The following is a 557-nucleotide window of genomic DNA, read 5'->3' on the forward strand; positions in this document are numbered from 1 at the left end:
GGTCAATTTAGTTTTCCGTCTGTTTTCTTCAGACTTGGTAATGTTCTCTTACATTTACCTCGGATGTCTTTTCGATATTTCTATCTCTTTCTTCTTTTATATGCAGTTTTCAAGGTACATTTAGATGTGTACTAAAACCTTAGGCTTTAGACCTTCACATCTTATCAGCTGACTGATTTTTTATCAGTCATTAGAAACCAGAACCTTTTCTGCTCTCTAATCACTGGTAAAAAACCTTCGTGACAGTTTCTTTATCTATTTAAACAGCACTTCCCTGCTGATTGGGTTGGCTTTGATAAGTTGTTGCTTATCCTTGCCTGTATCTATGCCTGAAGACTTCACGTGTTCTTTTCACGTATGAGTCGGTTGGTTCTTCAGAATCCCTGACAACCTTCTTCTGCAGGTTCCTGAAGCTTCCTTTCCGAAACTTTGTCTTTTTTCTTTTTTAAATTTGGCGGCCACCTACTCTCCCACACCGTCTCCAGTGCAGTACCATCGGCCGTCTGCGGCTTAACCATCGTGTTCGGGATGGGTACGGGTGTTTCCCGCAAACGCAT

At 41.5% G+C, this 557-nt stretch carries 1 rRNA gene; it reads right to left on the reverse strand.

Annotation, left to right across the window (positions count from 1 at the left end):
* Window positions 1-449: 449 nt before the first annotated feature.
* Window positions 450-557: ribosomal RNA gene (gene rrf / locus H8S37_RS17135) — 5S ribosomal RNA — on the reverse strand; the annotation flags it as partial.

This window comes from Mediterraneibacter hominis, assembly GCF_014287475.1.
Classification (GTDB): domain Bacteria; phylum Bacillota; class Clostridia; order Lachnospirales; family Lachnospiraceae; genus Mediterraneibacter; species Mediterraneibacter hominis.